Source organism: Kocuria sp. HSID16901, from assembly GCF_003989425.1.
GTDB classification, from domain to species: domain Bacteria; phylum Actinomycetota; class Actinomycetes; order Actinomycetales; family Micrococcaceae; genus Rothia; species Rothia massiliensis.
This window is the reverse complement of sequence record NZ_RBLM01000002.1, coordinates 154,689-181,125: the sequence shown is the minus strand read 5'-3', so window position 1 is coordinate 181,125 and position 26,437 is coordinate 154,689. Positions and strand designations below refer to the sequence as shown.

Below are 26,437 nucleotides of genomic sequence, written 5' to 3'. Positions count from 1 at the left end.
TAGCGTGTACCGGAGCCCCGACGCCCGTCGAGCGCGTTGGGCGAACACGCCTCCGGGCCGTCGTAGGGCCGCCGCGCTCAGATCACCTGCTGCATCCAGCCAAATCGGTCCTCAACTCGTCCGGTCTGGATGCCCGTCAACTGAGATCGCAACCACGTGGTGACTTCGCCGTTGGTCTGAGCCGCCGCTGGAATTTCGCCGTCCTCATAGACCAAGCGCCCCATGGGGGCGATCACCGCGGCCGTTCCGCAGGCGAAGACCTCGCTGATCTCTCCAGATTCAACGCCGCGACGCCACTCGTCCACGGTGATCGTGCGCTCCTCCACCGTGTGGCCTCGCTCTTGGGCGAGCTCGATGATGGACATTCGGGTAATGCCTTCGAGGATCGTCCCCGTCAATGCGGGCGTGACGAGGGTCCCATCCCGAAGGACGAAGAACACGTTCATTCCCCCGAGCTCTTCGACCGCGTGATCCCGATTCTCGTCCGTAAACATCACTTGCTTGCAGCCGTGTGCTTCACCCTCCATTTGAGGCACCAGACTCGCGGCGTAGTTGCCTCCACATTTGGCTGCCCCGGTGCCGCCAACACCCGCGCGGGCGTACTGGCGAGACCACCAAATGTCGACAGGTTCAGGGGTGCCAAAGTAGTTGGCCGCCGGCGACGCGACCACCTCAAATAGCGCTTCCCGCGAGGGACGCACCCCCAGGAATTTCTCCGTCGCAATGATGAAAGGACGCAGATAGAGCGATGTGCCTTCGCCATCGGGAATCCACCGTGAATCCTGACGGACGAGCGACGTCACCGCCTCCAGAAACAGTTCGTCCGGCAACTCAGGCAGGGCCAGACGACGTGCCGAACGTCGCAACCGCTGAGCATTCGCCTCCGGACGGAATAACCACACCGACCCGTCCATATGGCGATACGCCTTGAGGCCTTCGAAGACCTCCTGGCCGTAGTGGAATACCGAGACGGCGGGGTCAAGAACCAACGGACCGTACGGCTCAATACGTGCGTTCTTCCACTCGCCGGAGCCTGCGCCGTCACCGGACCAATCAACCTTGGCGACGTAATCGGTCGTGTACTCGCCAAAGCCAGGGGCCGCGAGGATCTCATTCAGCAGCGCGGAGGAGGCCGGGTCGGGGTTTTCAGTGAAGGCGAATGATTGCTGAGTCATGGGAGCTCCATTTCGGCGATGGTGGGGTGATGCGCCGGAGTGGGTATCGCATCATTGCGACGTCGCACCCCGTCATTGTTCGTGGTTAGGCAAGTCGGCCGAGAATCGCCGATCCAACCTCTCGAGTTGACCGACGGCTGGATCCATGGGCCTCCATATCCGCCTCGACCGCTGCTTCGATCGTACTCGCTGCCGATTCCTCCCCCAGGTGCCGCAGCAAGAGGGCCCCCGCGAGGATCGCCGCACGTGGGTCGGCAATCCCTTGGCCGGCGATATCGGGCGCCGAGCCATGTACCGGCTCGAACATCGACGGCGCGGTGCCGGCGGCATTGATATTGCCGCATGCTGCGTAGCCGATACCACCGGAGATCGCGCCAGCCTGGTCTGTCAAGATGTCGCCGAAAAGATTGTCGGTGACGATCACGTCGAATCGGGACGGCTCGGTGGTCATGTAGATCGTGGCCGCGTCCACGTGAATATAGTCCGTGCTGACCTGCGGATATTCTGCAGCAACTCTTTCGAAGGTGCGACGATACAGCCCACCGGAATGCACCAGAACATTGTGTTTGTGCACCAAGGTCACGTGCTGTCGATCCCGTGAATCTGCGAGCTCGAAAGCGTAGCGAATCAGGCGTTCAACACCATGAGCGGTGTTGACGGATACTTCCGTCGCGATTTCCTGTGGGGTGTCCTGCCGGACCGTGCCGCCATTGCCGACGTAAGGCCCCTCGGTGCCCTCACGAACGACGACGAAGTCGATGTCTCCCGGCTCGCGCAAGGGTGACACCGCACCCGGGTACAAACGCGACGGTCGGAGGTTGATGAAGTGGTCAAAGGTGAAGCGGAGCTTGAGCAGAATTTCCCGCTCGATCAAACCAGACGGCACTTCTGCCGACCGGGGATCCGCACCCACTGCGCCGAAAAGAATGGCATCGTGACCCCGCAAAGCATCAAGCTTTTCCGAGCTCAAGGTCTCGCCTGTTCGAAGCCACGCTTCCGCGCCGAGCTCGTACGGCGTCGGGTCTACGGTGGTGCCGTGAATTCGTGCCGCCTCGGTGACGATTTTCAGGGCTTGTTCGATGACCTCGGGGCCGATCCCGTCTCCGGGAATAACGGCAAGGTCGATGGTCCGGCTCATGGTGGTCTCGCTCATAGGGATAAATTAGCGGTCTCTCCAAGCGCCGGTCCACATAGTAGAACGCCTTCTCACATTGTGGCCGAACGTGACGTCAATCTAAACCTTGTCGATCAAGAGCAGCGCAACGCCCGCCCAGGCAGCGGCCCATAGAAATGAGGCGAAGGTGCCCAAAATGAACCTTTCGACGGCGTCCGCCCTCTTGAGTTCCGTGAATCGCCCGAGCGCTTTGATGGCGGCCAAGACGGTCAATCCCGTGGGCCATCCGACCAGTATGGTCACAACGACCCCTACTCGCTCGAGGACTCCGATCCATAACCCACCATGAAGCGTGGACGTCCTTTCGGGGTCATCGATGTCGCCCAGCGGACCGTCCACCGACTCCCCATCCTCCGAGGAAAGATAATGGCGGTCACTCCGCTGGGAGAGTTCCAAGACCGCTGCCGTCACGGGTGAACCCGTCAAGGCGGCGGCCACCGTGGCGACAGCGGGGACTACCGCACCGACGAGCGGCGAGAGGCCCGAACCTTCCGTCCGGATCGAGCCGATGGCCGCGAGCACCGCAGCCGCCGCCAAAAGTACGGCAAATGCGCCCGCCCAGCCTTGCCGAGCCCTCACCGAAACTCCGGGCACGCGGAAACAACTGGCCATCCCGCCCAGGGCGGCCAAGGTCATCAGGATCAGTGCACTATAGGCCACGCTATGACCTTGCCTCTCCGGGAAGAGTCGCCCGATCCAACGCCTCTGCCCAGTGCAGGGCCCCTGCCTTCAGATCTTCCAATTCACGGTACATACCTGAAGCCAGTCGGTCGGATACGGCCTGTTGGCTAATGCCTAGGCGCTCGGCGATGTGGGCCTGGGTGCCTCCTTCGAGCGCGAGGTCATAGGCCTCTCGAGTGGTGAGGCGCTGTTTGGACCGAAGCGCGACGACGACGCGCAAGGCGGCCTGAATGCCGGCACCCAAGGGGTCATCTGACACAAAACCCAGGTGGTGCGACCCAGATTTCTTGGCCGCTTCTACCGCCGACCTGGCATTCACGAAGGCCGATCCTCGACCTTCCCTCGCCGTGTCAGGCAAGGGCAGATCGATCTGACCTTGGCCAATGCCACAGTGCCAGGTTCCCATGATGGCAAGACCGAGAGCGCACGTCAGTGCCGCGGCGGCGTCGTCGAAAACGGCTTGGGCCTCATCTCCCGCCGTGCGATCGAAGCCCACGAGGGCCCGGTTTGCACCGTCTACCTCGTCGAGACTCGGCACCGCGTCGCTTTCACGTCGGGAACCCACTTGGTCAACGGTCAGAACGAACATAGAACGATCCTCTCACCCGGGACCACATCAAACAAGCCTTAAACCCGGTATATCAAATAACCGGGTTTAAGGCTTGTTTAATGAATTACCGGGATGGTGCATGCACCCGTTCTATTCAGCGGCCTCGAAGCGCGGGAAAATCCCCTCGGGCTTCGGCAAGGGCGTTCCAGGCTCGATTCGATCGCTTAAGGCTGCGAAGACCCGGCGGTTGCCCTCCGGTTGCCCCAACTGGCCCAGAAGTTTCTCCATAGACTCGGGCATCACCGGCTGGACCAAAATTCCGACGATGCGAAGACACTCGACCGTCACGTACAAGACGGTTGCCATACGCTCGGCGTCAGTCTTCCGAAGCTTCCAGGGCTCTTGCGCGGTGAAGTACCTATTAATATCCGCGATGGCTCGCCAAATGCGCTCCAGTGCCCTGTGGTAGTCGAGTTCCTCGAAGTCCGCGCGAACCGCCGGATAGAGGTTGTCAACGGTCTCCAAGATGGACTCATCTTCCGCGGTTAAGACGCCGGGAGTGGGAACGGTCCCCTCACAATTCTTGGCGATCATGGACAACGAACGTTGTGCCAAATTGCCGAGGTCGTTGGCAAGGTCGGAATTGATACGGGAAATGATGGCTTCGGCGCTATACGAACCATCCTGACCGAAGGTCACCTCGCGCAAAAGGAAAAAGCGCAGGGGGTCGACACCGAAGCTGTCGACCAATTGCGCCGGATCGAGCACGTTGCCGACCGACTTGGACATCTTGGCACCATCCACCAGGAGGAACCCATGGGCGAAGACGCGGCGCGGAACGTCGAGGCCGGCGGACCATAAGAAAGCAGGCCAATAAATGGAGTGGAAGCGTGTGATGTCTTTGCCGATGACGTGGTAGTTGGCCGGCCAATAGGAGCGGTACATGTCGCTCTCCGTATCGGGGAAACCCACGCCGGTGAGGTAATTGGTGAGGGCATCGACCCACACGTACATGATGTGTTTGTCATTGCCCGGAACCGGAACTCCCCAATCGAAGGTCGTTCGCGAAATAGAGAGGTCCCGAAGACCGGACTTCACGAACGAGGCGACCTCATTGCGCCGATACTCCGGGTACACCAAACCTTCGGTGGAATAGAGCTCCAGGAGACGATCCTGATACTTCGACAACCGGAAGAAGTATGACTCCTCTTCGGTCCATTCCACCTCGGTGTCGGTCGGAATGGCATACCGAATGCCGTCCGCACGAACTTCGGTCTCTTCCTCGGCGTAGTAGGCCTCATCACGAACGGAATACCATCCCTCGTACTTGTCGAGATAGATATCGCCATTGGCCTCCATACGACGCCACATTTCCTGGCTCGCGGCCATGTGGTCTTCGTCGGTGGTGCGAATGAACCGGTCATAGCTGATGCCGAGGAGGTCATCCATTTTCCGGATTTTCGCCGAGTTCGCGTCGGCGAGTTCCTTCGGCGTCACGCCCTGTTTGTGAGCCGACGTCTGCATCTTCTGGCCATGCTCATCCGTGCCCGTCATAAAGCGGACGTCGAATCCGTCGAGGCGCTTAAAACGCGCCATGACGTCCGTCGCAATGTGCTCATACGCGTGACCAATGTGGGGATCCCCATTGGGATAAACGATCGCGGTGGTGATGTAAAACGGCTCGGCAGGCGTGGAAGTCATGGCTCCTACTCTAAAGCAGACTCGAGTTCAGACTGACTCGGTCTGAGGTCTGTGGACGACAAACTGGGGCATACAGACGCCGGCCAGGTCCCGTTCGGACGAGGCCGGCGTCTGCGTCGGCTCAAGGACGCTGCCCTATTCCGCCAAGGAGACGGAGGCCGCCAAGTCGGCGTCGATCGTCGTCTTGATCGATGCCAGCAGTTCTGGCGTGGCGGCCGAATCGAGGGCGAGGACCGAGAAAGCCCGCTGTTCCTTGGACGGGTCCGAGCTACTCGAGACCTGCATGCCCGCGATGTTGATGCTCGCGGTTCCCAGCAAAGTTCCCATCGCCGCGATGACACCGGGACGATCGCGATAGTCCAAGAAGAGCATGTTCTCTGTCAGGGCGACCTCGAAATCGAAACCGTTGATCCCTGTGAGCTTTTCCACGAGTTTGGGCCCGGTCACGGTTCCCGAGACGCTGACCCGCGAACCATCCGCGAGGATTGCCGAGAGTGTGGTCTCGTTGCGGAATCCCTCGACCTCGTGCGTTGTGGTCAACGACGTTTCGACGCCTCGCTGTTCCGCGATCCCCGGCGCATTGACGTAGGAGACCTTCTCGGAAATGACATCGGTGAAGACGCCCTTGAGAGCGGCGAGCTTGAGTGACGACACATCGCGATCCGCGATCTCCCCCGCGATCTTGACCTCGACGCTGGCGAGGGCGGAATCTTGGGTCAATGACGTCAGCACGCGACCGAGCTTCTCCGCCAACGGGATACCGGGACGCACTTCGGCGTCGATTGGTCCACCGGCCACGTTGACCGCGTCGGGCACGAGTTCGCCTTCCAGGGCCAACTTCACCGACTTTGCGACGGAAATTCCGGCCTTCTCCTGGGCTTCCACCGTGGAAGCACCAAGGTGAGGCGTGGTCACCACATTATCTAGCCCCACGAAGTCAACGTCCTCGGCAGGCTCGGACACGTAGACGTCAATGGCTGCCCCGGCAATGGTCTTATTCTTCAAGGCCTCAGCCAGATCGTCCTCGTCAATGAGGCCTCCGCGGGCCACGTTGACCACCAAGGCCGAGGGCTTCATGAGCTCAAACGCCTTGGCATCGACCATTCCGACCGTCTCGGGGGTCTTGGGCATGTGAATCGTGATGATATCCGACTCACGGAACAACGTCTCGAGGTCCACCATGCTGGCACCGAGCGAGGCCGCGCGCGAGCCACTCACGAACGGATCGTAGGCCAGGATCTCCGTGCCGAAGCTTTGCAGACGCTCGGCCACCAGGCCGCCAATCCGGCCCAAGCCGATGATGCCGACCTTCTTCTCGAAGAGCTCCACACCGGTGTACTTCGAGCGCTTCCACTCCCCTGCCCGCATCGAGGCATCGGCGGCAGAAATATTGCGGCACAGGCCAAGAATGTGTCCGACCGTCAATTCCGCGGCCGAAATGATATTCGACGTCGGCGCGTTGACGACCATCACACCGGAAGCGGTGGCCGCCGCGATATCAACGTTATCGAGGCCGACGCCGGCTCGGGCAACGACCTTGAGATTCTTCGCCGCGGCAAAGGCCTCGGCATCCAATCGGGTCGCGGAACGAATCATGATGGCGTCGACGTCGGCGATGTCGCGAAGCAACTCGTCACGGTTGGCGCCATGGGTGGAACGAATCTCGAAACCGGCGCCGAGCGCGTCCACGGTCGCGGGAGAAAGCTCTTCGGCGAGAAGAACCACGGGGGTCTGGGTCACTGGTAGTTCCCTTCGAACTATTGAGGGGGGTGGAAGTGGTGGAAGGAGCACTCACGACGGCGGCCGGCCATCCGTGTTGTCGGATGACCGGCCGCGTCGGGTGTCACCGATCGATGGCGATCAGCGAGCCGCCGAACCGTCGGTGTAGTCAGCATCGCTGGACTTCCAGGAGAAGAGCTTCCTCAATTCCTGGCCGGTCTTCTCGATCGGGTGCGAAGCCCCCTTCTCCCGCAGCTCCTTGAACTCCTTGGCGCCATTGGCCTGGTCATCCATGAAGCGCTGAGCGAAGGTGCCATCCTGAATGTCCGAGAGGACCTCCTTCATGTGGTCCTTGACATCCGGGGTGACCACGCGGGGGCCGGAGACGTAGTCACCGTATTCGGCGGTATCGGAGCAGGACCAACGCTGCTTGGTGATTCCGCCTTCGTTGATGAGGTCCACGATCAGCTTCAGCTCGTGGCACACCTCAAAGTAGGCGATCTCCGGCTGGTATCCGGCCTCGGTCAGCGTCTCGAAGCCATACTGGATCAACTGCGACACACCGCCGCAGAGAACGGCCTGCTCACCGAAGAGGTCCGATTCGGTCTCCTCGGTAAAGGTGGTCTTGATGACGCCGGCACGAGTCGCTCCCAGGCCCTTGGCATAGGCCAGAGCCAACTCGAAGGCCTTACCTGAGGCGTCAACTTCCACGGCAACGAGGGCCGGAACCGCACGGCCCGCTTCGAATTCACGGCGCACGGTGTGGCCGGGGCCCTTCGGGGCGACCATGGCGACGTCCACGCCATCGAGCGGCTTGATGTACCCAAAACGGATGTTGAATCCGTGAGCGAAGAACAAGGCATCGCCTGGCTGAAGATTCGGCTCAATGGATTCCTTGTAGAGCTGCGCCTGAACCTGGTCCGGGGTCAGGATCATGATGACGTCGGCTTCCTCGACGGCCTCGGCGACCGTGAGCACCCGCAATCCCTCGGCTTCGGCCTTGGCTCGCGAGGATGAACCCTCGGCGAGGCCGATGCGCACGTCGACGCCTGAATCGCGGAGGTTCAGAGCGTGTGCGTGCCCCTGGGAACCGTAGCCAATGATGGCGACGGAGCGATCCTGAATTGCCGCGAGGTTTGCGTCGTCGTCGTAAAAGATGTCAGCCATGAGATTGAGAACTCCTCTGATCTTCTCCGCGGGCCGGTGCCCGCAGTATCTGGTCGTTGTGGACCGAGCCACCAGTTTTCACCCTAGTAGGCCGGTCCCCCACGCAACGGTTGGACACCGTCACGTGACGAATATGTGAACTCTTCGCGGAAATATGTTTCGCGGAGACTTAGTAACGGAGGGCCTTCTCGCTCATGGACCGCGCGCCGCGACCCATGCCGAGAGTCCCGGCGCGCACGATTTCGCGCACACCGAAGGGCTCCAAAATTTCCAAAAACGCCCGCAATTTTTCGGACGCTCCGGTGGCCTCGATAATGACGGACTCTGTGGAGACGTCGACAATCTGGGCGCGGAATAGGTCGGCGGCCTGCGTGACCTGTATGCGTGTTGCCGCATCGGCACGAACCTTGACCATGATGTGATCTCGCTGCACCGAAGTTTCCGATGGCAGCTCCACAATTTTCAACACGTGAATCAACTTGTTGAGTTGTTTGGTGACCTGCTCGAGCAGGACCCCGTCCGCGTCGACGACCACGGTGATCCGAGAGATTCCCGGGACCTCGGTGCCACCCACGGCGAGGGAGTCAATATTGAACTGGCGGCGGGCGAAGAGGCCCGAAACGCGGGCAAGGACGCCGGGGGTGTCTTCGACCAGAACAGACAGCGTATGACGTGACATGAATTATTCCTCCGTGTTCCAGTCGGGCGAGGTGTCCTTGGCGATTTGAATCGCGTCGTTCGAGACTCCCGCAGGCACCATGGGCCACACCATCGCGTCCGGGCTCACGGTGAAGTCAATCAAGACGGGACGATCGTTGATGTCGAGCGCCTTCCGGATGGTGGCATCGACGTCGTCGTCGCCTTCACAGCGGAATGCCGCGCATCCATACGCCTCCGCGAGCTTGACAAAGTCGGGGATTCTGACGGTGTCGTGCCCGGTGTTCAAATGGGTGTTGGAATACCGACCGTCGTAGAACAATGTCTGCCACTGCCGCACCATACCGAGCGAGGAATTGTTGATGACCGCGATTTTGATCGGGATGTTGTTGAGCACGCAGGTTGCGAGTTCCTGGTTCGTCATCTGGAAACAGCCGTCTCCGTCGATGGCCCACACCACTCGGTCCGGATTACCCACCTTGGCTCCCATGGCGGCCGGGATCGAATAGCCCATGGTGCCCAAGCCGGCAGAGTTCAGCCACTGATGCGGACGCTCATACTGGATGAACTGCGCCGACCACATCTGGTGTTGCCCGACGCCGGAAACATACACGGCCTCCGGTCCCGTGATCTGTCCGATTCGCTCGATCACGTACTGAGGCGAGCCCAGTCCGTCATCGGTGGGCACATACCCCAGCGGGTACTCTTCCTTGATGCGATTGAGCACCGCCCACCAGCCACCCAGGTCGGGGGCGCCTGCACTCTCAAAGACCTCGCCAATCGCTTCGGTCAATTCAGGGAGGACCACCTTGAGATCGCCCACGATCGGCACATCGGCCGCCCTAATCTTGGAGATCTCCGCAGGGTCAACGTCCACATGAACCACCTTCGCCTTTTGGGCAAAGGAGTCCACGACGCCGGTCACTCGGTCATCGAAGCGCGCCCCTAGAGCCACGAGCACGTCGGCTTCCTGCATGGCCGAGACCGCCGGAACGGAACCATGCATCCCCGGCATGCCCAAATGATGAGGGTCGGAATCGGGGAACACGCCGCGGGCCGTCAAGGTCGTCACGACGGGTGCGTCCGTCAGCCGAACCAATTCGGCCAATTCTTCTGAGGCGTGAGCTCGCATGGCGCCGCCACCGACATACAGAACGGGACGTTCCGCGGCCGCCATGAGCTTAGCGGCCTCGCGAACCTGTTTGTGGTGACCGCGGACGACGGGTCGGTACCCCCGCAATTGCATCTCCACGGGCCAGGTGAAATCCATGAGACCTTGCTGCGCGTCCTTGGTGATGTCGACCAGCACCGGCCCCGGTCGTCCCGTCGACGCCAGGTGAAAGGCCTCGGTCAGCAGACGCGGAATGTCCTGCGCGCTCGATGCCATGAAGGAATGCTTGGTAATAGGCATGGTCATGCCCACGATGTCCGCTTCTTGGAAGGCGTCGGTGCCCAGAACTTTGGAACCGACCTGGCCGGTGATGGCGACCATGGGAACCGAATCCATGTGGGCATCGGCCAAGGCCGTGACGAGGTTGGTCGCCCCGGGTCCACTCGTCGCAATGCAAACACCGACTTTTCCCGTGACGAGCGCATAGCCTTCGGCCGCGTGTCCGGCGCCCTGCTCGTGGCGGACGAGAATGTGCCGAATGCTCTCCGAGTCCATCAAGGGGTCGTACGTTGGAAGAATGGCGCCGCCAGGCAACCCGAAGACGTCGGTGACACCGAGCTTCTCGAGCGTGCGAATGACCGCTTCCGAACCCGTGATTCGTGGGGCGCTGCTCGGCGATCCGGATGTCGAGGCAGCAACCGTGGCCGGCGTGACCGACGATTCGTTGCTCATGTGATGGTCCTTCTGCTCTGGTAATCGGTTCTGCTATTCGGGCTCGAGGCCACGTTTTGGCCCCTCCGTGCCCTACAGGTCCGGTGAGACCATGCCTGACACGAAAAAACCCCTCAACCTAGGTGCTGGTGAGGGGTAGCGCGGTTCGAATTTCGACGAAGTCTAGGCCCGACGTCCCGCGCGACCCGCAATAATGAGCGAGACGCGTACGTCAGATAGAACGACGAAATTGTGCTGTGCCATGGATTCATAATCTGTGTCGGGCGCCGAGACGGTCAAAAACGTATCAAAATGTGAAACCGGTGACACTGACACTAGACTCCGCATCGACACGGAACGTCACGGCTCGTCTTCATGCAAACAGGAGCCCATCGACGAAATGTGCCGATGATCGTCCACAGTTTGTACGCAACCAGCCAGTAAGACTATTCACGTCGTTAGAATCGGCACCATGCCCCGCGAAACGGAACCTACTACCGTCCTCTCCGAGCGATTGCGCGATGTCTTCGATCGACATGTCATGAATTACGGCGCGTACAACCTCGTGTACACCACCGGAATTGAGCATCGCGCCGAATCGCCCATGACTCCTACCCTCGCGGAGGATTCGGGGCACTTTATCGTGGGATACCGCCGGGCACCCTCGGAAATCGTCATCGTCCCCATGGACACCAACCGCATGCAAGCCATCGGGGTCCCCGTCGCCATCGACAACACCAATCTCGTCCAGGCGGCGGCCTCATCCAGCGACTCTTTCTCGTTGGAAACGACATCTGGCGCCGTCTTCGACCTGAAGGTCTCGCCCCTGTCGGAGGTCGACACGCCCCACGGCACCGAGATACTCGAGCAAGAAGCTGATCGTGAGGACTTTCTCGACTACATTCGAGAGATTTCTGCTTTCTAACGTTCAGTGCATCACAATGCGGCACTTCAACTTGCACCGACTTCTCGCCCTGCGTATAGTTTCAGTTCGTTGCCGAAGCGCCAGGCTGTGTGTCTGAGCGTGGAACGGTAGGCGCCTCTAGCTCAATTGGCAGAGCAATTGACTCTTAATCAATGGGTTCCGGGTTCGAGTCCCGGGGGGCGCACGGAAGCACTCCGTGCTTCTCACCCATATGCAACACGCGCCTCTAGCTCAATTGGCAGAGCAATTGACTCTTAATCAATGGGTTCCGGGTTCGAGTCCCGGGGGGCGCACCAGAAATAGCCCGATCCTTTCTCAAGGATCGGGCATTTTTGTCTTTGCTGGTCGATGCACCGTGCCTCGGGGCGTGCCCCTCTTACGACGCCGGAACGTCCGACGGCAGCGACTCGGCCGACGGCGTCGGGTCATCCATACGACGCGAAGCGACGTCTTCGGCAACCCACCGCGACTCCAGGGGCAGGCTTTCCATGGTCTCGTTGACCACCGTGAGAGGCATGGTATCCGTATCCGAGAGGTCGCGGATCACCTGCTCCAAAGCCTCACGTAACTCTCCATGGTTCAGAACGCCGGTGCCGGCAAGCTCTTCCTCGATGGCCGTAGCTTTGGCCAAAGCGTCGCGCCCCTTGTCGGTCATCACGAGCAGATAGCTTCGACGGTCCATGGTGCTTCGCTGACGCGCGATGTGACCGTGGGCTTCCAATCGAGTGAGAGTCTTCCCCATTGTCTGCGCTTGGACACCGACTTTGTGGGCGGTCTGCGCCTGGGTCAAACTTCCCTCACGACTGATAACGTCCAAGGCCATGACGCCCGCGTGGGTGAGTCCCAGCGATTGAAGCTGGCGATTCCAATTGTGCTCCAGCATGCGCGCTGCGGTGGACATCAACCGGCTGATCGACCATTCCTGGATGTGAGGCATGCAGGCGATTATAGGCGGTCGTCACCGACCCAAAGCTCAGTAGCGACCACATATTACGGGTGAGCATCATTAGAATCGGGGAAACGAGGAGAAACCTCACCATCGATGGGAAGGACATCACGTGAGCACGCCCCACCGCCTTAACCCCGGAGACACCGCCCCCGCTTTCAGCGCCGAAGATTCCCGCGGGGAAACGGTGTCCTTGAAAGACTTTGCCGGCTCCCGCGTGGTCGTCTACTTCTACCCCAAGGCCTCCACTCCGGGTTGCACCACGGAAGCCTGCGATTTTCGTGACAATCTGGCGTCGCTAGCGTCACACGGCTACACAGTCGTCGGCATCTCCCCGGATAAGCCGGCCGCGCTCGAGAAGTTCACTTCCGAACAGGAACTCAATTTTCCGTTGCTTTCCGACCCCGACCACGAGATCGCCGAAGCATACGGCGCTTGGGGCGAGAAGAAGAACTACGGCAAGGTCTCCGTCGGCCTCATCCGTTCGACCATCGTCATCGATGAGGACGGCACGGTCGTGGCAGCGCAGTACAACGTCCGGGCAAAAGGCCACGTTGCCAAGTTACGCCGAGACCTAGGGATCGATTCCTAAGGTCCATGGAGGCCTTCCGGCGGTGCCGAGATATGCCCAGTTCGCCACGGTGGCTCATGTAGACTGTGGTGTCACCGAATTGGTCGGCCAGCGCGAGTGGTGAAATTGGCAGACACGCAGGATTTAGGTTCCTGTGCCGTAAGGCGTGCGGGTTCAAGTCCCGCCTCGCGCACCAACATGATGTTCCGGTTCCCCTTTTGGAGAGCAACCGCGGGAACGTTCCAGAAGAGAAGAGACATCGAGCAAGCAGACCCCTGGGTTGCTTCGATCGACCGAGGAGATGACGAGTGGCCCCGACGCGACGAAGCCTTCTGACCGGTTCGCTGGGCGTCGCAGGCATTGCATTGGCGGGCTGTTCCTCGTCCCGAGAATCTTCCGCTCCCAGCTCAGGCGCTTCTGCCAGCGCGACGAAGCAGGCCGAAGTTCCCTTCACCTTTGGGAATGCGGCGGCCGCACCAACTCTGGACCCTTCCATTACCTCCAGTTTGGAGACGTCGCGGATTTCGGCGCAGGTTCTCGAGACGCTGGTTGCGGCGGACCCGGATACGGGCAAGCCCACTCCAGGTTTGGCGACCAAGTGGACCTCCTCAAAGGACGGTTTGACCTACACCTTCACCCTCCGGCGAAATGTCACTTTTCACGACGGCACCAAGTTGACGGCCGACGTCGTGCGCAAGAACTTTGACCGCTGGGCCAAGAACACCGACACCGAGCAGGTCAATCAAACCGCTTACCAGACAATCTTTCGCTCGACGGCCGCCGACGGCAAGGCTCAACAGACGATCTACCGTTCCTGCACGGCGCTCGACGATCACACCGTCGAACTGAAGATCAGCACTCCATACCCCTCCATCGTGAAAGCCCTGACGCAACCTGCCTTTGGCATAGGCTCACCTCAGGCCTTTGCCGATCACGAGAAGTTCGGTTCGCACCCCGTGGGGACGGGGCCCTTCCGGATGGAATCGTGGGATGGACACACGGCGAAACTTTCACGTTTTCCGGATTACTGGGGCACCTCTGCACACATCACCCAGCTGACATTCCTGACTGTACCGAGCTCTCAAAAGCGCTATTACGAATTATTGGCTCAGTCGGTCGATGCCTATGACCAGGTCGGCATCGACGATTTCGTCAATCTCGCGCGACGCGGCTACCAAATCCAACAACGGGACCCGTATTCGGTGGCCTTTGTGACCATGAATCAGAAGGCTGGCCCGTTGGCGGACGTCAACGTTCGACGGGCGGCGGCCCACGCCTTGGGGCGCTCCCAGATTGCGTCCACGCAGTACCCCAACGGCACCAACGTCGCCAACGATTTCGTGCCCGAACTTTTCAAGATGGGAGGGGAAGATACCTCGTCGGCCTACCGCCAGGACCAAGGGCTGTCTAAGAGGCTGCTGGCAGAGTCGGGTTACAAGGGCGAAGAACTCCAGTTCTACTACCCCACCAACGTCTCCCTGGCGTACATCCAGCAGCCAGAGGCGGTGTTCGCGAAGATCGCCGGTGACCTCACCTCGGTCGGCTTCACCATCAAGCCCATGCCCATTCGTTGGGACGACGACTATCTCAGCAAGATTAATTCCGCGAACTCTGACAGGGCTTTCGCGCTCACCGGGTATATGGGCGCCTACCGGGACCCTGATGACTTCATCTCCCCCCTCTTCCGTCAAGACAACCCGCAATTTGGCTTCACGGATCAGCAACTCTTCGATCACGTTCACCGCGCCGCGGGCCTACCGGACGGCGACGAACGCTCGGATCTGTACAAGAAGGTCAACGAGGACATCGCCGAGATCATGCCGGCCATTCCGATTGCGTACCCGGTGTCAGCGGTGGCTCTGAGCCCAAAGGTCATTTCCTATCCTCTGGCCGCGACCGGCGTCGAGAACCTTTCTCTCGTGGAACTCAGGAAAGACTCCTAAGTCACGCATCAGTGTTCCAAGCATCACACTAATTAGTTACGCCTTCGTTCGACCGCTCCCCCTCTGAGCGATAACCTGAAGTGAGTTTGCGTCACAAATACCCTTTGCTGACGCCGCTCCACCCGTTGCTTGATAACGGGGCACCGACCGCATCATCACGCGGAATCCACAGCACAGGAGAGATCCAGAGTGACACGAACTCACACGACCGACGTCGTCCTCGTTGGGGGCGGCATCATGAGCGCCACGCTCGGCGTCCTACTCAAGGAACTAGAACCGAATTGGGACATCACCGTGCTCGAGCGATTGGACCGAGTCGGAGCTGAGAGTTCCAACGCGTGGAACAACGCCGGTACCGGGCACTCTGCCTTGTGCGAGCTGAACTATTCCCCGATGGGCGCGGACGGGACCGTTGATCCCGCCAAGGCCCTGAACATCAACGAACAGTTCCAGACCAGCCGTCAGTTCTGGACGTCGTTGATCGAGCAAAACAAGTTGACGGACTCGTCGTTCATCAATTCGGTCCCGCATATGTCCCTGGTCTTTGGCCAAGACCACAGCGACTACCTCGCCAAGCGCTATAAGGCACTGAACTCCCAGAAGTTATTCGAGCGCATGCAATTCACGCGTGACCCCGAGAAGATCGCTGAGTGGGCTCCGCTCACCATGAAGGGGCGTTCGGACGACCAACCGATCGCGGCGAATTACTCCCCCGAGGGAACGGATGTCGATTTCGGCAACCTGACCCGACAGATGATCAGCCACCTCGAGGCCGAAGGTGCTGACGTTCGCTTCGGTTATCAGGTGGACGATCTCCGTCAGGAGTCGGATGGCTCGTGGAGCCTGATGGCACGTAACCGCCTCAATACGGAAGACAACGTTTTGGTGCGCGCCAAATTCGTCTTCCTCGGTGCAGGCGGCGGCGCGTTGCCCCTCTTGCAGAAGTCTGGCATCCCCGAAGGCAAGGGCTTCGGCGGTTTCCCGGTATCCGGCCTGTTCCTCCGCAATTCGCGCGAAGAAACCGCCGAACAGCACAACGCCAAGGTATACGGGCAAGCATCTGTGGGCGCCCCGCCCATGTCGGTCCCCCACCTGGACACCCGTTGGGTGGATGGAAAGCGCTCGTTGCTCTTTGGCCCGTACGCCGGATTCAAGACGAACTTCCTCAAACAGGGTTCCTATCTGGATCTCTTCAAGTCGGTCAAGTTCGACAACCTCTACCCGATGACGCGAGCCGGCCTGGACAACTTGGGTCTCGTCAAGTACCTCCTCACGGAACTGGCCAAGGGTGAAAAGTCACACGTCGAGGCGCTGCGGGAGTACTACCCCTCGGCCGACGGCTCGGAATGGGACCTCATCGAGGCGGGACAGCGCGTTCAGGTCATGCGCAAGGATGCCAAGCGCGGTGGCGTGTTGCAGTTCGGTACCGAGCTCATCACCAAGGGAGACGGCTCGATTGCCGCGTTGCTGGGAGCCTCCCCCGGCGCGTCGACCGCTGTTCCGATCATGCTGAACCTCGTCAAGAAGTGTTTCCCGGATCATGTGGACGGGTGGGCACCCCGCATCAAGGAATTGGTGCCGGCCTATGGCCACCGCCTCAACGACGAGCCTGAGCTCGCCGACGAAATCATGGCCCACACCGCCAAGGTCCTGGGTATCAAGAACTAGGTTTCGCCGACGACGAGTTGATGGACGGCGTCCGGTTCCCCTTCTGGGGAACCGGACGCCGTTGTTTTGGCACCGGATTTAATACCGGAAAGACACAAAGCCACAACATACGGTGGGTGTATCGCTTGACCGTTCAACCTTTCGGGTAGGTTGTAGGCAGGCTACTGACGTAGCATCACACTGCACCGCGCGAGCTGCTCGCCACCACGAAACCACGGGGTCGTTGATCGATGGACCTTTCCGAACAAACTATTCAGAAGTCAGACGGCGCACGTCGCGCCGGTCACCAAGACAAGGCCACGAGTCTGACACAAATTAGCAAGCCGGGTTGGGGATACGTCTTTAAGCGGTCTCTCAATTCCTTCTCCGGCAACGGCGTCACCGACCTTGCGGCGTCCCTGACGTACTTTGCCGTGCTCTCGCTTTTCCCTGGGCTATTGGCCGTCGTCTCACTGCTGGGCGTTTTTGGTCAGGGCGATACGACGACGCACGCCATATTGGATTTCATTCGACCGTACGCTCCTGAAGAGCTCATGGCACTGATCAAGGAGCCGATCACTCAATTGACCAGCTCCACCGGGGCGGGCATCGTCGCCTTGATCACCGGTGTGGTTGGCGCATTGTGGACGGCTTCCGGGTACGTCGGTGGTTTCGGACGAGCGTTGAACAGGATTTACGGCGTGGTCGAAGGTCGGCCGATCTGGAAGTTGCGCCCGATCAATCTTTTGGTCACCTTCGTCATGGTCGTGATTGTCGTGGTCATGATGCTCATGATTCTCCTGTCGGGCAACGTCCTGCACCTCATGGGCGACTGGATTGGGCTCGGTGATACCGCTGTGTCCGTGTGGAGCTGGGCACGCTGGGTGGTCTTGGTCGTCTTGACCATCGTCTTGATCGCTTTGCTGTACTACGCGACCCCCAACGTCAAACAGCCCAAGCTTCATTGGCTGAGCCCGGGCGCTATTCTCGCGCTGGTCGTCATGGGCGTCGCCGGCGTCGGTTTTGGCTTCTACGTGTCGAATTTCGGTAGCTACAACGCGACGTACGGCACGATCGGTGGCGTCATCGTGATGTTGCTCTTCATCTGGATCATGAACAACGTCTTGCTCTTCGGCGCGGTGCTCGACTCCGAGCTCGAGCGTGCTCGCGAACTCGAGGCGGGCATGCGTGCGGAGGACCAATTGCAGTTGCCTCCGCGGGACACCCGCCAGGCCCACAAGCAGCTCGAGGCCCGGCAGAAGTTCGTGGACGAAGGCCGCAAATTGCGCCTGCGCAACGACCGACTCGACTATTCCGAGGAGTAGATCGTGCCGAGTCTTCGGTGGACCCGCGTCCCCGCCCGGAAGGGTGGCGGCGCGGGTTTTCCGCCTCTGTTCCTTATCCATGGATTCGCGACGACGGCGTCCCAGTGCTGGGTATCCACCGGGTGGATACGGCGTCTCGGCGCGGACCGGGACCTCATCCTGGGACAGCTTCCTTGGCATGATGACGAGTATCTGACTGAGGCCCTCCAGGATTTCGGCTCCCCGGAAGGCTTTGACTTCCACGACATTCCGCTCCAGGATTCCCCGGACGTGCTTCTGACGGCCGACGACGTGGTCGACGCGCTCTCCGAAGCCATCCGGATGATCGTGTCCCAGCACAGCGATGACTCCACCGGGGTCGACCTCCTCGGGTACTCCCTCGGTGCCCGATTGGCCTGGGACCTTGCCGCAAACGAATCCCACCTTGTCCGTCGAGTGTGCCTCGGCGGGCTCCCGGCTACGGACCGTCTCGCGGAAGTATCCCGAGCCATCTCCCAGAGCAGAAGCAGCGCCATGGGGAATGGCCCTCGCGACCCCATACTCGAGCCGTCAGGGCCCGCCGCAGAGTCCCCTTCGCCACAGGTACGGGAGGTTCTCAACTTCGTAGAATCGTCTCCCCTGGACCGAGCACTCCTGGAGCGGTGCGCGGACCGGTTAAGCGTCCCCGCATTTTCCCCCGGCGAGGCCAATGTGCCAGGACAACCCACCCTTCTGGTCTCGGGAGAGGCCGATGCCGTCGCCGACGACGGATCGCTCGCTCGCTTATTGCCTGGTGGTAGCCGATACGTCAAACTGCCTCGTCGGACTCACGTCGACGCACTCACCTCGGGTCAATTCGCACGGGCGGTGCGCGCACACCTCGACGCAGATTAAGCCACAAACCGAACAGATCCTGACGCTCAGCGTCGATGTGATTGACTGGTCATGACTATGCGGCCCGATGTCGCAGCGACTATTCCCCCAAGTCGAGGAGGCACCATGCAGAAGGTCCAGGCCGTTATCTCCCGCGCCCAGGATGCGCCGGTCGAGGTGACCACCATCAACGTCCCCGACGCCGGCCCCGGCGAGGCGGTCGTCAAGATTCTGACCTGTGGCGTGTGTCAGACGGATCTCCACTACAAGCGTGGTGGGGTCGGTGATAACTTCCCGTACCTGCTGGGCCATGAGGCATCCGGAATCGTCGAATCGGTTGGCGATGACGTCACCTCGGTCGCTCCAGGGGACCACGTGATCCTCAATTGGCGAGCGGTATGCGGTCAGTGCCGCGCATGCCGCAAGGGTCAGCCCCAATATTGCTTCGACACCCACAATGCGCAGCAGAAGATGACGTTGGAGGACGGCACCGAATTGGAACCCGCATTGGGTATCGGCGCCTTCGCGGAGAAGACCCTGGTTGCCGCCGGGCAATGCACCAAAATTGAAGGCGAGCTGACGACGGATCAGTACGCCGCGGTTGGCTTGTTGGGGTGTGGAATCACCGCTGGTATTGGCGCGGCCATCAATACGGGCCAGGTGGCACGCGGCGAGTCGGTGGCCGTTATTGGTTGTGGCGGCGTCGGTACGGCTGCCATTGCCGGTGCCGCTCTGGCTGGTGCAACCACCATCATCGCGGTAGATATCGACGACGATAAACTCGACACCGCCCGCAGCCTCGGCGCAACGCACACCATCAATTCCAAGAACACCGATCCTGTGGAAGGCATCCGTGAGCTGACCGATGGAAACGGTGCCGATCTGGTGATCGATGCGGTGGGCATCGCTACCACCTTCAAGCAGGCTTTCGAGGCGCGCGATCTCGCGGGCCGCGTTGTTCTCGTGGGAGTTCCTGATCCGGGCACCACCTTGGAGATGCCGTTGGACGAAGTCTTTTCACGCGGAGGATCCATCAAATCTGCATGGTACGGCGACACTTTGCCGTCGCGCGACTTCCCGATGCTGGTGGATCAGTACCGGCTGGGGCGGTTGGACCTCGACGCTTTCGTGTCGGAGACCATCCAACTCGATCAGATTGAGCCTGCCTTCGAGAAGATGCAACAAGGCAAGGTATTGCGTTCAGTCGTCGAAATCGCGGAGGCGTAATCATGGCGGAAACGACCATTGACCACACGGTCACCAGCGGAACCTTCAGTCTCGATGGCGGTACCTGGGACGTCGAGAATAATGCCTGGGTGGTTGGGGACGCATCTCGGTGCGTCGTCATCGACCCGGCTCATGATCTTGACGCCGTGGCCTCGCTGGTCGGTGACCGCACGGTGGATGCCATCCTCCTCACGCACGCTCACGACGACCATGCGGCCCTCGCTATCGAGGCGGCTCAGCGCTTCGACGCCTCGGTGCACCTGCACCCGGATGACCTACCGCTCTGGACTCTTACTCACGGTGACCCCGCCCCGTCCTTCGAACCATTGCGAGACGGCCACAGCATTTCCGTGGGTGACTCAGAGCTGACGGTGATCCACGTTCCCGGTCACTCCCCGGGGTCGGTGTGTTTCTTCTCCGAAGACCTAGCGTGGCAGGGCAGCTCCCCTGTGCTTTTCTCCGGTGACACGCTGTTTAACGGCGGGCCTGGTGCCACGGGTCGTTCCTACAGCGACTTTTCGACGATCATTGATTCGATCACGGATCGGCTCTTGACCCTCCCGAAGGAGACCATCGTATTGACGGGTCACGGCGGTTCAACGCGCATTGGCGACGAGGCTCCCCATCGCCAAGAATGGATTGACCGCGGAGAATAGCGCTGGACTGGCTCAGTACCGCTCGGCGTGGCGGCCACCCCAAATGCCCCGTTCAAAGTACTTTCTCCACAAGAGGCCGTACACGTGACTCAACAGCAGATAGGCGGCGGCGCTGAACATCGGGAGCAAAAGGGCAGTGTTGTATCCCTGGGAATCGCCGAGCACTGCACCCCAGACCAGGCCCAGCCCGGTACCCGCTAAGAGTGCCGCGAAGGTCGAGGTCATCACGAGTTCCAGCGAATCCGCAGGTGTCACCCGAGTCGCCACAGAATCCGTCACGATGCGGCAGATTCCTACGACGACGCCGAGAAAGACGAGTGCGAGAGCCATCGTCGGAATCGAGCCGGGCATAGTGGCCGGCAGCGCGACCAGGGTCAAGGTACAGGCCCAAAAAAGCCATGCTCCCCAGTTGGAGGTTCGGGCCTGGAGAAGATTAATGGCGATGGCTGCCATCAACGAGCTGAGCCCCAGAACCGCGTATAAGAGGCCGACGCCTTCCACGGAATCGAAGTTTTGGCTCAAGCTCACGAGCGATGACTGCATGGACCCCAGGAGTAGCCCCAAGGTGCCCATTCCGATCACCGGGAACCACATGAGTTTTCGGCGAACACGGTCTCTCTCGAGGTCATCCTCGGTGGCGTTTCTAGGCCTGGGCATCGGTGCCGAACTGTGCCGGAGCCGGGTCAGGGCGAAGGCCGTCACTGTCAGGAGATTGATCGCTGCGACCAGAAGGAGTGTCGCGTGCGCGTGCCACAGCAGGGTCGCGACACCGGTCACTGCGGCTCCGAGGGCGGTTGCGACCACATCGGCCACAGATTCAAACGCCAACGACGAATTCAATAACGATCGGTCCGCGAGGCGGTGGGATTCGCCGGCCCATCGAATCCGGGCCAATGCGGCGACTGGAGCCGATGTGGCCCCGGTGACCAGGCACGACGCGAGAAGCGCAGGGATGGAACCTCCACCTGGCGCCTGAAGCTTCACCGCCTCACTGATCAGCCAGAAAATCGAGACGGCATTACTCAGCACGCAAAGAAGTAAGACGAGACGCTGCCCGAGTTTCTCCGCCACGACGCCGTAAATAGGCACCACGATGGCGATGCTGATGGCTACGACGCCCGCCGCAAACCCGCCGAGGATGATCTCGTTGGTCCATGTGACGATCATGATCAACGTTCCCAGCGGCAGCATGGCGACTGGCAGGCGAGCGAAGACGGAGATCGCCAGGTACCCCAGCCCTGCCAAGCCGGTCAGAAGCCGCAACCGGTCGATCGTGCTCTCGGGACTCCGCTGGGAATTTGTCCCAGTCTCGCCTGGTGCGGGGGGAACCGACGATGTGACAGATCCAGCAGCCACGGGTGGCTCGTTGGTCTTAGGGGTATTGCTCATGCGGTCGTCGACTCCACCGAGGACCCTTGAGGCGCCCTCTTGATCTTCACGTGCTCGGGAATTCTCGTCTTCATGTCGGCCACGTGGCTCACGAGTCCGATGACTCGTCCATTCTCTCGCAACCCGTCGATGGCGTCCATGACGCCCTCAAGAGTGTCTTCATCGAGGGATCCGAATCCTTCGTCCACAAAGAGCGTATCGATCTCGATCCCTCCAGACCGCGCCTGCACGACGTCGGCAAGACCGAGAGCCAGACACAAGGACGCCATAAAGGTTTCGCCCCCTGAGAGGGACGTCGTGGGCCGGGCTTCTGAGGTCCACGCATCAAAAACTTCAAGGCCCAGCCCGGATTTCTTATTGTTGCCGGCGGAAGCGTCGGTATGGCGCAAGCTATACCTGCCGTCCGTCATGGCCAGGAGCCGGACGGTCGCGGCATCGGCAATCTCTTCTAATTGGGCGGCCAAGATGAACGTGGTCAACGGCATCTTTTGAAGATTTTCGCTTCCCAAACCTGCAGCAACATCCGACAGGTCTTTGAGCATCTGAGCCTTGGTCAAGGCGTCCTCGGACTCGCGCCGAAGGATTCGGTCACGTTCTGCGACACGCAGCACGTTGTCCAGACCGTCTCGAAGTTTCGTCTCGCGAATCACGGATTCCTCGTGCCGTTCGGCAGCGGCCGTTGCCGCGCGACGGGACTCCTCCACAGTGTCAGCGTCAGGTCGTTCGTGGTCCTCTTCTAGTCGTTCCAGGAAACGTTGGTGCCAGGATGCCTTCCAGGCTTCGTCCCAACGCACGAACTCTTGTTCGTCACCGCGGATGGATTCTTCGAGGGATTCCAACTCGTCGTGAGAAAGCTCGGACTCAGACACGCGCTCCTGATCCCGGAACGGGCTCTTCTCTAATGCCTTTCGGTAAGTGGATTCCAGGTCAGCGTCGAATGTGGCGGCCGTCTCGAGTTGTGCACGACGCATCGCCGCTTCCGCGCGCATGGACTTCAGCTGGTCAACGCGGCTCGACATCGAGTGGACTTTTTCTCGGTCCGGAGATTCCGCCAAGGTCGCGGTCAAAGCATCGCGACGGCGAGCCAATTCTTCGATACGGGAGGCCAATCCGGACTTTTCCAGAGCGAGCCGGTGCGCATTGTCTTGTTCGGCCTGAAGTGTCCCCTGGAGATCAGCCTGCTTCTTCTCAAGGTCCCCCAGACGCTGCACCCGTTCCTGAACCGTCTCATAGGCGAGGTTTGCCTGACGGTACGATTCCTCGGCCGCGGAAACCTCCCCCAGGGCTCCCTGAGCCTGGAGCTCGTCCAAGCTCTTTCGGAGTCCCGCAAGAAGTTCGCCAACCTGACGGACGGACGCTTCGGCTCGCTCGCGTTGTTGAGAGGCACGGTCGATCTCCTCCTGCCCAATCTCGACGGGCGACTCGCCCTGGGATTGCGTGGCCGGCCGTGGGTGCTCGAGTGAACCACAGACCGGACAAGGGCTCTCCTCTGTGAGGTCGTCCGCCAGTACCATCACCGCCTGCCGGAACCTCTGCTCCATCAACACGTTGACGCGCTCCGACGCCTCGCGGCGGTTCCGCTCGGCCCTCTCCAAATCCCTCTCGGCCTCATGACATTGGACCCGAACGTCGGCTGCACGGCGAGTGACCGTCAAAATCGCATCGGCCTCGGTGCGCGCCACGGATAAATCGGACAGCCGTTCAGCGTCTTTCCGAGCGTCGGCCGCCTCCTGATCTATGTGGAGCAACGAATTCTGAACCGATTTGATGCGCTGGGCAGTACGTTCCTCTTGCTGTCGGCCTTTCTCCAGCCGTCTCGTTGGGTCCTTAATCGCGAGCGCAAGCTCGTCGACCTCCGCGTACCGCTGTTCGATCTGGCGCAATGACTCCTTGCGGCGGTCCAATAGGGCGCCGTAGGCGTCGTCGTGCTCGGAGTTCAGACGGAAAGGGTCTTCCCAGTAGCGAGTCTCGATGGTGAGGTCTGATTCATTCTCGCCGCTCAGGCGCATGGGCTCGGCCGCTACCTCGCGCATGGAGCTCACGACGTGGCCCAGCTGGTCCCGCTTGTTGGCGGTCTCCGCGCAAGCTTTGCGCCATCGTTCGAACGATTCCGTGACGGGTTGCGCCGCCTGGGCGGCCCGAACGGTGGCCTTTCGGTTCGGCAGAGTCTTGGCCACTTCGTCGACGCGGCGCTTTCGCTCGAGGAGCCTGTCGTGTTCGGCCCATTCGTCGACCGATCGCTCGAGTCTCTCGGCCCGACGACGCGCATCGGTCACCGATTCACCAAGTTCCCGACGTCGCTCCGCGGCCTCTTGTCGCGCCGTCTCCAGCAGCTTGGCGGTCAGATCCAGGTTGATCGATTCGCTCGTAGCTTGTTGGCCCGCAGCGTCTTGGCCTACATCCAACCGTTCGAGGAGGGTGATCACTTCACGACGAGCGGATTCGGATTCCGATGCCAGAAGGTTGATGGCTTCCTCGGCCTCTCCTGCGCGGTCCTTAAGGACATCACGAAGGTCTCGGTACAGGTCTATGGGAAAGAGCTTGGCCAGGAGCTCTTCGCGGTCATTGGATGAGGCGGTGAGGAACCGGGCGAAGTCACCTTGGGGCAACATCACAACCTGGGAGAACTGTTGTAGGGTCAAGCCGAAGATCCCCAGAATCAAGGTGGCCGTCTCGTCGATTCGGTAGGACAAGACCTCCCAGGGCGATTCGTCCTCGCTCGACCACGCGTCCGTCGGGCATCGCGACAGGAGGACTGTTGCGTGCTGTTTGCTCCAGCCCGCTTTCGCCCGGGTAGAGGGTTTCAGCCATTCGGGGGTCCGTCGGATGCGATATCGGTACCCGCCGACGCTGAATTCCATGGCGACATACGGCTCGTTTCCGGGCTGTGCAAAATCCGAGTGCATTCCCTTGGATCCAGAGCCCGACGACCGACTCGTGGAGCCGTAGAGAGCGAAACAGATCGCATCGAAAATGGTGGATTTGCCCGCACCGGTGGGACCGCTCAGCAGGAAGAGCCCAGCTTGGTTGAGGCGCTCAAAATCTATTCGTTCGGTTCCTGGGAACGGACCGATGGCGGAAAATTCCAGGCTGTGGATTCTCATGCGTGGTCCCCCTGCGCTTCGGTGGATGCGGACGAACCTGCTTCAGTTTGAGCTAGTCGTCGTTCCGCCTCTCGGATGCCCGATTCCAACAAGCCTCGTTCCGCATCGCTCAATTCACGCCCTCGAACTTGTTCATAGAAAGCACTGCAAGTCTCTAGCGGTGTTCGAACGGCCGCAAGCTTCGTCGCATATCGGGATTCTTCACGGTGGGATAAACCGGTGAAACCCAGTTCGAGGGTTTCCGGGAATCTGGTTCTGAGGCGTTCCATGGGATGAGCCGGCCTTTGCATGTCCGTCAGTTTTACTTGGCACCAGCACGACTCAGCCCAGGCAAATTTTTCAGAGGCCAAGAGCTCTTCCAAGGTCCCACTGATCCTGGCCAATGGCACGGTATGCCGCCATTGCCCCGCCTCAACGGTGAGTTCGGTTCCAGCGGTGTCGATCAACCAATATCCCTTGGTGTGCCGAGCCTCCGAGAAGGAAAACGCCAAGGGTGAGCCGCTGTATCGCACGTTGGGAAGTAGTTTCTGACGGCCGTGGAGATGCCCCAAGGCGGCGTAATCGAACCGTTCGAAAATTCGTGCGGAAACGACGCCGAGGTTGCCGGCCTCGAGGGTCCGTTCCGACTCGCTGCTGACGCCTCCGCTGGCGAAGCAGTGCGCCATGATGATGGCGTGGGCCGCACTTCGCTCCTGGCGATCCGCCCAAGCGGCGTCCACCGCGGCCGTCAAGACCGAAGGGTGAGTAGGTTCGGCCCCCAGCGTCGGGGCGGAGGAGCGAGGATCCAGGTACGGCACTCCGTACACCAGAGTTCCATCGTTGAGGGTGACGGGCCGGTTGATGTCTTCCACCCTGGTACGGAGGTGCACCCCCACATCGCTCAAGAGCTCAGAGGCGAACCCCAGGCGTGCCGGGGAATCGTGATTACCGCTCGTGATGACGATCTCGATGCCGCGCCGTCGCAGATTGCCAAGGAACCGTGAGAATTGATCGATCACATCGGTGCGAGGGGACGCTTGGTCGTAGACATCTCCCGCGATGAGGACTGCCCCGACTCGGTGATCCTCGCACACCTCGATGATCTCTCGACACAGCGCTTCTTGGTCCTGAAACAGGGACCGTCCGTGGAAGGAGCGACCCAGATGCAAGTCCGATGTGTGAAGGATTCTCATAACCTCAACCTAACCCGGCCGACTGACAAGATAA

21 protein-coding genes and 3 tRNA genes are annotated in these 26,437 nt (G+C 60.6%); 11 read left to right on the top strand and 13 right to left on the bottom strand.

Annotation, left to right across the window (positions count from 1 at the left end; genetic code table 11):
• Window positions 1–77: 77 nt before the first annotated feature.
• From D8M21_RS03015 to D8M21_RS02975, 9 genes are all read right to left on the bottom strand, one after another.
• Window positions 78–1,175 carry a branched-chain amino acid aminotransferase gene (locus tag D8M21_RS03015; RefSeq protein ID WP_048678062.1) on the bottom strand — a complete coding sequence of 366 codons (1,098 nt, stop codon included), beginning with the start codon at window positions 1,173–1,175 and terminating at the stop codon, window positions 78–80.
• A gap of 85 nt (window positions 1,176–1,260) precedes the next feature.
• Complete coding sequence (locus tag D8M21_RS03010) at window positions 1,261–2,328, bottom strand: 3-isopropylmalate dehydrogenase (protein WP_048678060.1); 1,068 nt, start codon at window positions 2,326–2,328, stop codon at window positions 1,261–1,263.
• Window positions 2,329–2,409: 81 nt separating this feature from the next.
• Entirely contained in the window at window positions 2,410–3,009 is a 600-nt protein-coding gene (locus D8M21_RS03005) for a hypothetical protein (protein WP_048678058.1), read from the bottom strand.
• Window position 3,010: 1 nt separating this feature from the next.
• Window positions 3,011–3,619 (bottom strand): hypothetical protein, encoded by a 609-nt coding sequence (locus D8M21_RS03000; protein WP_048678056.1) that lies wholly within the window; start codon window positions 3,617–3,619, stop codon window positions 3,011–3,013.
• Between the two features lie 111 nt (window positions 3,620–3,730).
• Window positions 3,731–5,281: a methionine--tRNA ligase gene (gene metG, locus D8M21_RS02995; RefSeq protein WP_048678055.1), complete on the bottom strand. Its 1,551-nt coding sequence runs from the start codon at window positions 5,279–5,281 to the stop codon at window positions 3,731–3,733.
• A gap of 135 nt (window positions 5,282–5,416) precedes the next feature.
• On the bottom strand, window positions 5,417–7,021 hold the full coding sequence (serA, locus tag D8M21_RS02990) for a phosphoglycerate dehydrogenase (protein ID WP_048678053.1): 1,605 nt from the start codon (window positions 7,019–7,021) through the stop codon (window positions 5,417–5,419).
• A gap of 120 nt (window positions 7,022–7,141) precedes the next feature.
• Window positions 7,142–8,167, bottom strand: a complete 1,026-nt coding sequence (gene ilvC / locus D8M21_RS02985) for a ketol-acid reductoisomerase (RefSeq protein ID WP_048678051.1) — start codon at window positions 8,165–8,167, stop codon at window positions 7,142–7,144.
• Between the two features lie 169 nt (window positions 8,168–8,336).
• Window positions 8,337–8,846, bottom strand: a complete 510-nt coding sequence (gene ilvN, locus D8M21_RS02980) for an acetolactate synthase small subunit (RefSeq protein ID WP_048678049.1) — start codon at window positions 8,844–8,846, stop codon at window positions 8,337–8,339.
• Between the two features lie 3 nt (window positions 8,847–8,849).
• Window positions 8,850–10,667, bottom strand: coding sequence for an acetolactate synthase large subunit (locus tag D8M21_RS02975; protein ID WP_048678048.1), 1,818 nt, complete (start codon window positions 10,665–10,667; stop codon window positions 8,850–8,852).
• A 451-nt stretch (window positions 10,668–11,118) separates the two neighbouring features.
• Here D8M21_RS02975 and D8M21_RS02970 point away from each other — a divergent pair, with 451 nt between their 5' ends.
• From D8M21_RS02970 to D8M21_RS02960, 3 genes are all read left to right on the top strand, one after another.
• The gene (locus D8M21_RS02970) at window positions 11,119–11,571 is read left to right on the top strand and encodes a hypothetical protein (RefSeq protein WP_048678047.1); all 453 of its coding nucleotides are present in this window, start codon (window positions 11,119–11,121) and stop codon (window positions 11,569–11,571) included.
• A 111-nt stretch (window positions 11,572–11,682) separates the two neighbouring features.
• A tRNA-Lys gene (locus tag D8M21_RS02965) sits at window positions 11,683–11,755 on the top strand.
• Between the two features lie 36 nt (window positions 11,756–11,791).
• A tRNA-Lys gene (locus D8M21_RS02960) sits at window positions 11,792–11,867 on the top strand.
• An 80-nt stretch (window positions 11,868–11,947) separates the two neighbouring features.
• On the opposite strand, the gene D8M21_RS02955 is transcribed toward D8M21_RS02960, so the two are convergent.
• Window positions 11,948–12,508 (bottom strand): MarR family winged helix-turn-helix transcriptional regulator, encoded by a 561-nt coding sequence (locus D8M21_RS02955; RefSeq protein ID WP_238650999.1) that lies wholly within the window; start codon window positions 12,506–12,508, stop codon window positions 11,948–11,950.
• Window positions 12,509–12,629: 121 nt separating this feature from the next.
• Here D8M21_RS02955 and bcp point away from each other — a divergent pair, with 121 nt between their 5' ends.
• The 8 genes from bcp to D8M21_RS02915 all read left to right on the top strand — a co-directional run bounded on the left by bcp (window position 12,630) and on the right by D8M21_RS02915 (window position 20,738).
• On the top strand, window positions 12,630–13,109 hold the full coding sequence (gene bcp, locus D8M21_RS02950; RefSeq protein WP_048680123.1) for a thioredoxin-dependent thiol peroxidase: 480 nt from the start codon (window positions 12,630–12,632) through the stop codon (window positions 13,107–13,109).
• A gap of 90 nt (window positions 13,110–13,199) precedes the next feature.
• Window positions 13,200–13,284, top strand: a tRNA-Leu gene (locus tag D8M21_RS02945).
• 112 nt (window positions 13,285–13,396) lie between these two features.
• The gene (locus D8M21_RS02940) at window positions 13,397–15,031 is read left to right on the top strand and encodes an ABC transporter substrate-binding protein (RefSeq protein WP_048680126.1); all 1,635 of its coding nucleotides are present in this window, start codon (window positions 13,397–13,399) and stop codon (window positions 15,029–15,031) included.
• 129 nt (window positions 15,032–15,160) lie between these two features.
• The gene (locus D8M21_RS02935) at window positions 15,161–16,699 is read left to right on the top strand and encodes a malate:quinone oxidoreductase (RefSeq protein ID WP_425432067.1); all 1,539 of its coding nucleotides are present in this window, start codon (window positions 15,161–15,163) and stop codon (window positions 16,697–16,699) included.
• A gap of 230 nt (window positions 16,700–16,929) precedes the next feature.
• Entirely contained in the window at window positions 16,930–18,003 is a 1,074-nt protein-coding gene (locus tag D8M21_RS02930) for a YihY/virulence factor BrkB family protein (RefSeq protein WP_053089966.1), read from the top strand.
• Between the two features lie 3 nt (window positions 18,004–18,006).
• Entirely contained in the window at window positions 18,007–18,876 is an 870-nt protein-coding gene (locus D8M21_RS02925) for an alpha/beta fold hydrolase (protein WP_048680129.1), read from the top strand.
• Window positions 18,877–18,981: 105 nt separating this feature from the next.
• Window positions 18,982–20,082 (top strand): S-(hydroxymethyl)mycothiol dehydrogenase, encoded by a 1,101-nt coding sequence (locus tag D8M21_RS02920; RefSeq protein WP_048680133.1) that lies wholly within the window; start codon window positions 18,982–18,984, stop codon window positions 20,080–20,082.
• 2 nt (window positions 20,083–20,084) lie between these two features.
• Window positions 20,085–20,738: an MBL fold metallo-hydrolase gene (locus D8M21_RS02915; RefSeq protein WP_048680135.1), complete on the top strand. Its 654-nt coding sequence runs from the start codon at window positions 20,085–20,087 to the stop codon at window positions 20,736–20,738.
• A gap of 12 nt (window positions 20,739–20,750) precedes the next feature.
• Here the strand turns inward: D8M21_RS02915 and D8M21_RS02910 are convergent, their stop codons facing one another.
• Genes D8M21_RS02910 through D8M21_RS02900 form a run of 3 tightly spaced genes read right to left on the bottom strand, consistent with a single transcriptional unit; the run spans window position 20,751 to window position 26,403 of the window.
• Entirely contained in the window at window positions 20,751–22,127 is a 1,377-nt protein-coding gene (locus D8M21_RS02910) for an MFS transporter (RefSeq protein WP_126855649.1), read from the bottom strand.
• Window positions 22,124–25,231 (bottom strand): AAA family ATPase, encoded by a 3,108-nt coding sequence (locus D8M21_RS02905; RefSeq protein WP_048680140.1) that lies wholly within the window; start codon window positions 25,229–25,231, stop codon window positions 22,124–22,126. The genes D8M21_RS02910 and D8M21_RS02905 overlap by 4 nt, the downstream gene beginning before the upstream one ends.
• On the bottom strand, window positions 25,228–26,403 hold the full coding sequence (locus D8M21_RS02900; protein WP_048680143.1) for an exonuclease SbcCD subunit D: 1,176 nt from the start codon (window positions 26,401–26,403) through the stop codon (window positions 25,228–25,230). Before D8M21_RS02900 ends, D8M21_RS02905 begins: the two co-directional genes overlap by 4 nt.
• Window positions 26,404–26,437: the final 34 nt, after the last annotated feature.